This window comes from Sphingopyxis sp. (assembly GCF_035565275.1).
GTDB lineage: Bacteria > Pseudomonadota > Alphaproteobacteria > Sphingomonadales > Sphingomonadaceae > Sphingopyxis.
In genome coordinates, this window is sequence record NZ_DATMST010000020.1 from 1 (window position 1) to 8,692 (window position 8,692).

The following is an 8,692-nucleotide window of genomic DNA, read 5'->3' on the forward strand; positions in this document are numbered from 1 at the left end:
GCGGCGCTCGCCGCCCGAGGCGCTGGCGGCTGTGCGGGTCATGTCGATCCCGAGCTGGTCGGCGATCGCGGCGACTTCATAGGCTTCGGGCGCATTGGGCGCGGCGACGGCGAAATCCATCAGCGTCGCGAACGACGAGAAATCGGGTTCCTGTTCGAGCATCACGACATGCGTACCCGGCACGATCACGCGCTTGCCCTTGTCGGCGTCGATCTGGCCCGCGAGCAATCTGAGCAAAGTTGTCTTGCCCGCGCCGTTGCGGCCGATCAGCGCGAGGCGGTCGCGTTCGCCGACATAGATGTCGAGGTCCTGGAACAGCCAGCCGCTGCCCTGCACAAGGCCGAGGCCTTCATAAGATAAAATCGGTGCTGCCATGATGAACGGCGCGCTACCACACGTTCAGCATCATGCAAGCGCGCAGCGCACAAAGGCCGGAACGGGTCTGCTCCGTCTGCGTTACGGGGCGGAGATCAGGAACCACCGGAAGCCCGGTTCACAGGAGAATGAAATGACGAAGCAAATGTTCGCCGTTATGGCAACCGGACTGGCGCTGATGGCGGCAACGCCCGCGCTCGCGCAGCAGGGAGGTTCGACGGTGACAGCAGCAACGACCCATGGGCCGATCCTGACCTTTTCGGTCAGCGAGGAAGTGCGTTCGCGCCCCGACCAGGCAACCGTCGGTGCCGGCGTGACGACGACAGCGCCGACTGCGGTCGAATCGATGCGCGCCAATGCCGCCGCGATGGACAAGCTGATCGCCGCTGCGAAGGCGCGCGGGATCAAGGCCGAAGATATCCAGACGAGCGGCATCAACCTGTCGCCGCAGTACGATTACAACAACCGCGGAGATGGTCAGCCGCCGCGTTTCCTTGGTTATCAGGTGTCGAACAGCGTGCGCGCGACGACGTCGAAAATCGAGGATATCGGCCCGCTCCTCGATGCGCTGGTCGCCGCGGGTGGCACCAATATCGACGGGCCGTCGTTCGGCATGAAGGACCCTGACGCGCAGCTGGTCGGCGTGCGCGGTACCGCGATCAAGGCGGCCGAAGCGAAGGCGCAGGATTACGCGCGCCTTGCGGGCTTCCGCGGCGTCGAGCTGGTCTCGATCAGCGAAGGCGGCAGCTTCGGCCCGCAGCCGCCGATGCCGATGGTCCGCATGGCGATGGATGCCGGTTCGGCAAAAGCAACCCCGGTCGAGCCGGGCCGGGTCGCCAATACGCTGACGCTGAACTTCCAGTACCGATTGGTGAGGTAATCATCCCGTGCCCCGGTGAAAGCCGGGGCAAACTGGCAGGCGACCGGGCCGCGGCTTACGCCGGGGTCCGGTTCGCTTCAGGCGAGTTCGCCCTCCGCCCATGGCCAAGGGCGTTCGCGAAACCATTTCGTGATGATATATTTGCGCCCCTTGCGCACCTTCATCCCGTGGTGGAGCGTGTCCGGATTGGCGGTGCCGTCGGGACGGACATTGTTCCACGCGAGCAGTTTTCCTGTCTCCGGCTGATGCATCTTGCCCGTCGCGAGGAAGCGCGTCGCGCCGCCGGCGCCTGGTTCGTTGAGGTAGATCATCAGCGTCCAGCTGCGCTGGCCCGGGACTGCGCAATAGGTTTCCCAGTCGGCGCCATGCGGATCGAAATAATCCGTGTGCGCCTTGAACTCCTGCCCGACGTCGTAGCGCTGGCCCTGCATCGGCTCGCCATATTCGTGCGGGATGCCGGTGAGGTCGTGGAGACGGTTGTTGACGGCGACGACCAGCGGATCGCGATGGTCGAGGTCGCAGGTCGTGCTGGTCCGGAACGCGTCGTCGCCATTGGGATCGGCGATCGTCGATGGCCGCACGTCACGGTCGATCTGTGCGATCAGCGCCACGCAGGTTTCGCCATCGAGAAAGCCCGAGAGCATGAACTGCTGCAGCTTCGCGGTCGGCGCGCGGCGGATGCCCGGGACCGCGGCGAGCCGCTCGGCGGTGCGGTCGGCGCCCGAGGCCCTCATGTCGACATGTTCGTTCCCAGCCATGCCGCGCTTTTAGTGGCGTCAGCGCGCGCGAACAATGCTTGACGAAGGGGGAGGGCGCGCCTATCGCCGCGCGCTGTCGCAGGCGGTTTCGCCCGACATGTGGCGACCATAGCTCAGTTGGTTAGAGCGCCGGTTTGTGGTACCGGAGGTCGCGGGTTCGAGCCCCGTTGGTCGCCCCATTTTTCTATCTTCACGCACATGCGGGATTTGGGGTGACTCTCAGTCTCTATCGGATTATTGCGTTTGGACGTAATTTTCTAATGCGAGGATGAGTCTATGTCCGCTGTCTGGGATTTCGCCGATTTCGACGATCATGAACATGTCCACATGTTCCGCGATCGCGCCAGCGGACTAACGGCGGTCATTGCCGTCCATTCGACGCATCTTGGCCCCGGCGCGGGCGGCGTGCGTTACTGGCATTATCCGCAGCGCGCGGCAGCGATCACCGACGCGCTGCGCCTGTCGCGCGGCATGAGCTACAAGAATGCGATGGCCGGCCTGCCGATGGGCGGTGGAAAAGGCGTGATCCTCGCCGACGAGAATGGCGCGAAGACCCCCGAACTGCTCGCGGCGTTCGGCCGCGCGGTCGATTCGCTTGGTGGCGCCTATGTCACCGCCGAAGATGTCGGGATCACTGACGCCGACATGGTCGAGATCGCCAGGCAGACGAAGCATGTGAGCGGCTTGCCCGTCGCGAGCGGCGCCGACGCCGGCGGCGATCCGGGCCCGTTCACCGCGCTCGGCGTCTATCTGGGCATCAAGGCGGCGATCCTGCAGGGTCTCGGCACCGATAGCGCCAAGGGCGTGCGCATCGCGATTCAGGGCGTCGGCAGCGTCGGCGGCGGCGTTGCGCGCCGGCTCGCGGCGGAAGGTGCCAAGCTGACCCTCGCCGACGTCAATCTCGCGCGTGCGAAGGCGCTGGCCGAGGAACTGGGCGCCGACCTCGCCGATTCGGCGGCGATCATGGAGATCGAGGCCGACGTGCTGAGCCCGAACGCGCTCGGAGCGATCCTGACCGAAGCGAGCATCGAAAAGCTGCGCGTGCCGATCGTCGCGGGCGGCGCAAACAACCAGCTCGCGACCGCGGCCGACGGCCAGCGCGTTCACGACCGCGGTATCACCTATGCTCCCGACTATGTGATCAACGCGGGCGGAATCATCAACGTCGCGCTCGAATATCTCGGGCAGGGGAGCCGCGAAGAGGTCGAAAGCCGTATCCACCAGATTCCCGGCCGCCTTGCCGAGATCTGGGCCGAGAGCAAGGCGAAGGGCACGCCGGCTTCGGTGGTCGCCGACCGGATGGCGCAGAAGCTGATCGGCCGCGGTTAGGCGCTTCGAGGGCTGGCGCGGGGCTTGATTTGCGCTAAGCCAGCCCCCGATGAAACGGCATTTCTATCTGGTCGCAGGCTGGGCCTCGCTGGGACTCGGCGCGATCGGCGCGTTCCTGCCGCTGCTTCCGACGGTGCCGTTCGTGATCCTCGCGGCCTTCTGCTTCGCGCGCTCGTCGCCGCGGCTCGAAAACTGGCTGCTGACGCACCCGCATTTCGGACATCATATCGTCGCGTGGCGCGAGAAAGGTGCGATCAGCCGCAAAGGCAAGATCGCCGCGACTGCCGCTTTCGCATTCAGCATCGTACTGGCCGCGATTTTTTCGCCTTGGCCGTGGGTCATGCTGCCGGTCATCGCCGCTGCCGTCACCGGAAGCTGGATATGGACGCGGCCGGAGGGATGATTGTTTGCTTGGGGGAGGAGAGTTGACGTTCGCTCCCTCTCCTTCGTCATCCCGGACTTGATCCGGGATCCATAGCCGCACCATCGTATTGATCCGGATCAAGTCCGGAATGGCGATGAGAGACAGGTCCGCAACCGGTCGAAGCGGCGCCCGCCATCCTGGCCCGTAACCCGCGCTGGCTGACCTAACCCGTATCACATTTGTTCAAGAAATGCGGCGCGCCGCCAGGTTAGGCAGCCGGCATGACCAGTCTCTCTCCCGCTTCGCCGCGCCCCTTTGCGGCGCTTTCCGGTTTCCGCTTTCGCTTGTGGCCGATCCTGCTCGCCGCGCTGCTGATGGAAGGGTTGCTCGATCTCGGGCGTATGTCGGCGCGGGTGGTCTACCGCGCGGGCGAAACGCTGTGGGCCGATCATATCTCGGTCTTCCTGCTCCTTGCTATCGCCTTTCAGGCGCTGCTCGGCCTGATTGCCGTTCTGATCATGCGCCGGCTGCTTCCTGCCGCCGACGACCATCTGCGCTGGCCGCCGGGACGCAGCTATGCCGGGCTCGCTTTCCTGATCGGGATCGGCATGGGACTGGTGATGCTCGTCGCCGACTATTGGCCCGCGCTCGCGGCGCAAACCGCGCCCGACATGAGCTACTCGAAATATCCGCTCGATTCGGCGGGTTATCTGCTCGGCATGATCACCACCGGGCTTGCGGAGGAGACGATCTTTCGCGGGCTGCTCGTCGGCATGCTCGTGGCGCTGGTCCCGGGGCGACTACGGGTCGGACCGCTCGACCTGCCCGTTGCGGCCTATATCGTCGCGCTGATGTTCGGGTTCGCCCACTGGTGGTCGTTCACTGTCGATCCCTTTTTTCAGGCGATGGCGCAGCAGATTTACGCCTTTGTCTGGGGGCTCCTCTATGTGTGGCTGATGGAGCGGTCGCGCAGCCTGCTCGCGCCGATGGTCGCACACGGGATGGGAAATTTTACCGAAGTGGCGATCGTGATCGCGCTCAACGCGATGTGGGCCTGACACGGCAAGGGCGACCCGAAGGCCGCCTTTGCGCGTATTTCCGAATATCAGGCCGCGAGGGGACGGCGGCTCGCCTTGACCGCTATATTTCCAAAGAAGATTGCGACGAGGAGGAGCGCGGCCTGCGCTGCGACGAACGGGGGTTCGGTTCCGTTGGGGGCGAGCGCGTTGAGCGCGGGCACTTTCAGGAACGATTGTACGACGAGAACGAAGAGGTTGAGGTAGAGCGCGGCGGTGGCGCTGACCGCATAGACGATGGCGGCGCGACCGGCGAGCTTGCGGCCATAATAAGCCGCGAATGCGAAAATGAGGATCAGCGTCGAGAGGATGCCCGTGCCGAGCGCCGGCGTGAAGGCGACGATCGGGAAGAGGAAGCCGGAGAGGCTGGTGAGCAATGTCGCCCAGAGAAAGATATCCGTCGTGCGGCGGAGAAGGCGCCCGCGTGCGAAGGCGGGAAGGGCGATGAGACCCGCGCCGATGCCGATCAGGCTGATCGCGACATGGAGTGCAGTAAACTGCGGAATGGTGAGACCGAGGATCATGACACGTCTCCTTAAAGAGCGGAGGCGCGGTCGGGGGCCCGCGCCTCTTCAATATCAGCTGTTGATGAAATCGAGAAGATCGGCGTTGAAACGGTCCTGTTCGGTGACGGTCAGGCCGTGGCTGCCGCCCTCGTAGACCTTGAGAACTGCCTGCTTGACGATCTTGACGGTCGAGAGCGCCGCGGCGCCGATCGGCACGATCTGGTCATCGTCGCCGTGAAGGACGAGCGTCGGCTTGTCGAATTTCTTCAAATCCTCGTTGAAGTCGCTTTCCGAGAAGGCGCGGATGCTGTCGAGGAGGCCCTTGAGGCCGCCGTTCATGCCCTGCCGCACGAATTCGTCGCGCACCGCTTCGCTAACGACCGCGCCGTCGCGGTTGTAGCCGTAGAAGGGCAGGGTCAGGTCCTTGAAGAACTGCGGGCGGTTGTCGAACGTGCCCTTGCGGATGCCGTCGAAGACGTCGAGCGGCAGGCCGCCGGGGTTGGCTTCGGTCTTGAGCATCAGCGGCGGGACGGCGCCGATCAGCGCGACCTTGGCGACGCGGGCGGTGCCGTGGCGGCCGATATAGCGGGTGACTTCGCCGCCGCCGGTCGAATGGCCGACAAGGATGACGTTTTTCAGGTCGAGCTGTTCGATCAGTTCGGCGAGGTCGTCGGCATACTGGTCCATATTATTGTTGTCCCAGACCTGATCCGACCGGCCGTGGCTGCGGCGGTCGTGAGCGATGGTGCGGAAACCCTGGTTGGCGAAGAAGACCATCTGGGCGTCCCAGGCGTCGGCCGACAGAGGCCAGCCGTGGGAGAAGACGATGGGCTGGGCGTCCTTCGGCCCCCAATCCTTGAAGAAGATGTTGGTGCCGTCCTTGGTGGTGATGGTGGTCATGATATGGTTCCTTTCGATGAGCTTGGCGTCTTGGGCGGGGTGTCCGTCCCGGTGCTCTGGAAATAGGTCGGGACGATCTTGCGCGGGATTGGCGGACGCGACATTATGCGGGTCAAATCCGACATATGTGCAATTGGGGGACGCGACATGCCCAAGTTGAAGGTGCCCGATGCCCCGCCCGCGTTGGTCGAGGTCGGGATGATGCTGTACCCCGACTGCCAGACCGGGATGGTTCACGGCATCACCGACCTCTTCCACGTCGCCGGCCGTTTCGCGGTCGATCACGGCCGCCGCCCGATCCGCGTCAGCCACTGGCGGTTGCAGGAGGGCGGGGGATTTGCCCGCTGTTACGACAGTCATGCCGAGGAACGCGCCGCCAACTCGCCGGCGGTGCTGATCGCGCCCGGGAGTCTGCACAAGCTGCTCGAGCCGGGCGAGGTCGAGCCCTATGCGCGCTGGCTGCTCGACCGGCATGCGCAGGGCACCGTGCTCGCGTCGAATTGCGGCGGCGCGTTTGCGCTGGCGGCGACGGGATTGCTCAGCGGCCGGCCGGCAACCACGCACTGGTTCTTCGCCGAGGAATTTCGCAGCCGTTTTCCCGACGTGCGGATGGAGGCCGACCGGATGGTGGTCGACGATGGCGATATCGTCACCGCGGGCGGATTGATGGCATGGACCGATCTCGGACTACGTATCGTCGAGCGGTTGCTGGGGCCGACGGTGATGATGGAGACCGCGCGTTTCCTGCTGATCGATCCCTCGGGGCGCGAGCAGAAAAATTATGCGAGCTTCGCGCCAAGGCTCAACCATGGCGACGAGGCGATATTGAAGGTGCAGCACTGGTTGCAGGCCAAAGGCGCCGGACCCGTCGCAGTGGCCAAGATGGCGGACGAGGCGGGAATGGAGGAGCGGACGTTCCAGCGCCGCTTCAAGGCCGCGACGGGAATGACCCCGGTCGAATATGTCCAGCATCTGCGCGTCGGCAAGGCGCGCGAGTTGCTGGAATTCACCAAACGCACCGTCGATCAGATTGCGTGGAGTGTCGGATATGAGGACCCGGCGGCGTTCCGCAAATTGTTCCACCGCCTGATCGGCCTGTCGCCGCACGAATATCGGCAGCGTTTCTCGACCCCGCAGTCGCTGGCGGAGGTCGCCTGAAATTTATTTCGTGACCGTGTCGATTTGACCGTGGCTCGCTCGTCGTCTGGATGCGAGCCAATGTCGGCCGATCGAAAAGGAGATGGACGATGCGTGTAATGGTTTTTGTCAAAGCGACCGAAGACAGCGAAAAGGGTCTGCCGCCGACCGAAGAGATGACCGAGATGTTCGAGGCGATGGGCAAGTTCAACGAGGAGCTCGTCAATGCCGGCGTGATGGTCGATGGCGACGGGCTGAAACCCTCATCGGCGGGCAAGCGGATCGCGTTCGACGGTCCGAACCGCAGCGTGATCGACGGGCCTTTCGCCGAGACGCGCGAGCTTGTCGCTGGCTATTGGGTGTGGGAAGTCAAGGATATGGACGAGGCGGTCGCGTGGGCGAAACGCTGTCCGAACCCGATGCCCGGACCGAGCGAACTCGAGATTCGCCCGTTTTACGAGATGGAGGATTTCGGCGACGCGATGACGCCCGCGCTTCTCGAACAGGAGCAGCGGCTGCGCGAAAAATTGAGCGGCGAATAAGCGATGCCGGTCGCCATGCTTGCCTCGCCGGCCCCCTTGGCCGACAAGGCGGGCATGGCAGCCGACGAAACCCGCGACCAAACCAACAGGGCGATCGAGGCGGTGTTCCGGATCGAGCGCGCACGGTTGATCGCCGCGCTCGCGCGGATGACGCGCGACGTCGATCGTGCCGAGGAACTGGCGCAGGAGGCCTTGCTGGTCGCGCTCACCGAATGGCCGAAAACGGGCGTGCCGGGCAATCCCGGCGCCTGGTTGACCGCGACAGCAAAACGGCGCGCGATCGACGGTATCCGGCGCGGCGCGATGCAGGACCGGAAACATGCCGAAATCGCCCGCGAACTGGACGAGGAACGCGACATGAGCGCAGAGGCCGTTGAATCGGCGCTCGACGATCCGCTGGGTGACGAACTGCTGGGGCTGATCTTTGCCGCCTGCCACCCGGTAATTTCGCCCGAAGCGCGTGCGGCGCTTACGCTGCGGCTCGTCGGCGGACTGACCGTCGAGGAAATTGCCCGGGCTTTCCTGTCGAACGACGCGGCGATCGCGGCGCGGATCACGCGAGCCAAGAAAGCAATCGCCAAGGCCGGTGTCGCGTTCGAGGTACCGCGCGGCGCCGAACTCGCGGCAAGGCTCGGATCGGTGCTCGAGGTCGTCTATCTGATTTTCAACGAAGGCTATGCCGCGACCGCCGGACCGTCGCTTGTCCGCGCGCCGCTGTGCGCCGAGGCGCGGCGATTGGGACGTATCCTCGCCGGGCTCATGCCTGCGGAGCCCGAGGTGCTCGGCCTGCTGGCGCTGATGGAAATTCAGGCGTCGCGGCTGGCG

10 protein-coding genes, 1 tRNA gene and 1 pseudogene are annotated in these 8,692 nt (G+C 64.7%); 8 read left to right on the forward strand and 4 right to left on the reverse strand.

What is annotated here, in order from left to right:
- On the reverse strand, positions 1-375 hold a 375-nt coding region (locus tag VN047_RS01700), incomplete at its 3' end, for an ATP-binding cassette domain-containing protein (RefSeq protein WP_325539387.1).
- Positions 376-508: 133 nt separating this feature from the next.
- Between VN047_RS01700 and VN047_RS01705 the strand changes: the two genes are divergently transcribed.
- Positions 509-1,255 carry an SIMPL domain-containing protein gene (locus tag VN047_RS01705; RefSeq protein WP_325539389.1) on the forward strand — a complete coding sequence of 249 codons (747 nt, stop codon included), beginning with the start codon at positions 509-511 and terminating at the stop codon, positions 1,253-1,255.
- Between the two features lie 77 nt (positions 1,256-1,332).
- Here VN047_RS01705 and VN047_RS01710 read toward each other — a convergent pair whose 3' ends face one another.
- Complete coding sequence (locus VN047_RS01710; RefSeq protein WP_325539391.1) at positions 1,333-2,013, reverse strand: 2OG-Fe(II) oxygenase; 681 nt, start codon at positions 2,011-2,013, stop codon at positions 1,333-1,335.
- A gap of 102 nt (positions 2,014-2,115) precedes the next feature.
- Here VN047_RS01710 and VN047_RS01715 point away from each other — a divergent pair.
- The 4 genes from VN047_RS01715 (at position 2,116) to VN047_RS01730 (ending at position 4,764) form a co-directional block, all read left to right on the forward strand.
- Positions 2,116-2,192 (forward strand) — tRNA-His (locus tag VN047_RS01715).
- A 97-nt stretch (positions 2,193-2,289) separates the two neighbouring features.
- Positions 2,290-3,342 carry a Glu/Leu/Phe/Val family dehydrogenase gene (locus tag VN047_RS01720; protein ID WP_325539393.1) on the forward strand — a complete coding sequence of 351 codons (1,053 nt, stop codon included), beginning with the start codon at positions 2,290-2,292 and terminating at the stop codon, positions 3,340-3,342.
- A gap of 49 nt (positions 3,343-3,391) precedes the next feature.
- Entirely contained in the window at positions 3,392-3,745 is a 354-nt protein-coding gene (locus tag VN047_RS01725; protein ID WP_325539395.1) for a YbaN family protein, read from the forward strand.
- Positions 3,746-3,987: 242 nt separating this feature from the next.
- Positions 3,988-4,764 (forward strand): CPBP family intramembrane glutamic endopeptidase, encoded by a 777-nt coding sequence (locus tag VN047_RS01730; RefSeq protein ID WP_325539397.1) that lies wholly within the window; start codon positions 3,988-3,990, stop codon positions 4,762-4,764.
- Between the two features lie 47 nt (positions 4,765-4,811).
- On the opposite strand, the gene VN047_RS01735 is transcribed toward VN047_RS01730, so the two are convergent.
- A complete protein-coding gene (locus VN047_RS01735) occupies positions 4,812-5,306 on the reverse strand; it encodes a hypothetical protein (protein WP_325539399.1) in 495 nt (164 codons plus the stop codon).
- 54 nt (positions 5,307-5,360) lie between these two features.
- Positions 5,361-6,188, reverse strand: a complete 828-nt coding sequence (locus VN047_RS01740; RefSeq protein ID WP_325539401.1) for an alpha/beta hydrolase — start codon at positions 6,186-6,188, stop codon at positions 5,361-5,363.
- Positions 6,189-6,335: 147 nt separating this feature from the next.
- Between VN047_RS01740 and VN047_RS01745 the strand changes: the two genes are divergently transcribed.
- The 3 genes and pseudogenes from VN047_RS01745 to VN047_RS01755 all read left to right on the forward strand — a co-directional run.
- A complete protein-coding gene (locus VN047_RS01745; RefSeq protein ID WP_325539403.1) occupies positions 6,336-7,346 on the forward strand; it encodes a GlxA family transcriptional regulator in 1,011 nt (336 codons plus the stop codon).
- Between the two features lie 89 nt (positions 7,347-7,435).
- Positions 7,436-7,795 (forward strand): annotated as a pseudogene (locus VN047_RS01750) (YciI family protein); the annotation flags it as partial.
- Positions 7,796-7,921: 126 nt separating this feature from the next.
- Positions 7,922-8,692, forward strand: a 771-nt coding sequence (locus VN047_RS01755; protein WP_325539405.1) for an RNA polymerase sigma factor, incomplete at its 3' end; no start/stop codon positions are given.

Excerpts from the sequence above, each read along its gene's own strand:
- VN047_RS01705 (WP_325539389.1), top strand. The coding sequence starts at position 509 with ATGACGAAGCAAATGTTCGCCGTTATGGCAACCGGACTGGCGCTGATG.
- VN047_RS01710 (WP_325539391.1), bottom strand. The coding sequence starts at position 2,013 with ATGGCTGGGAACGAACATGTCGACATGAGGGCCTCGGGCGCCGACCGC.
- VN047_RS01720 (WP_325539393.1), top strand. The coding sequence starts at position 2,290 with ATGTCCGCTGTCTGGGATTTCGCCGATTTCGACGATCATGAACATGTC.
- VN047_RS01725 (WP_325539395.1), top strand. The coding sequence starts at position 3,392 with ATGAAACGGCATTTCTATCTGGTCGCAGGCTGGGCCTCGCTGGGACTC.
- VN047_RS01730 (WP_325539397.1), top strand. The coding sequence starts at position 3,988 with ATGACCAGTCTCTCTCCCGCTTCGCCGCGCCCCTTTGCGGCGCTTTCC.
- VN047_RS01735 (WP_325539399.1), bottom strand. The coding sequence starts at position 5,306 with ATGATCCTCGGTCTCACCATTCCGCAGTTTACTGCACTCCATGTCGCG.
- VN047_RS01740 (WP_325539401.1), bottom strand. The coding sequence starts at position 6,188 with ATGACCACCATCACCACCAAGGACGGCACCAACATCTTCTTCAAGGAT.
- VN047_RS01745 (WP_325539403.1), top strand. The coding sequence starts at position 6,336 with ATGCCCAAGTTGAAGGTGCCCGATGCCCCGCCCGCGTTGGTCGAGGTC.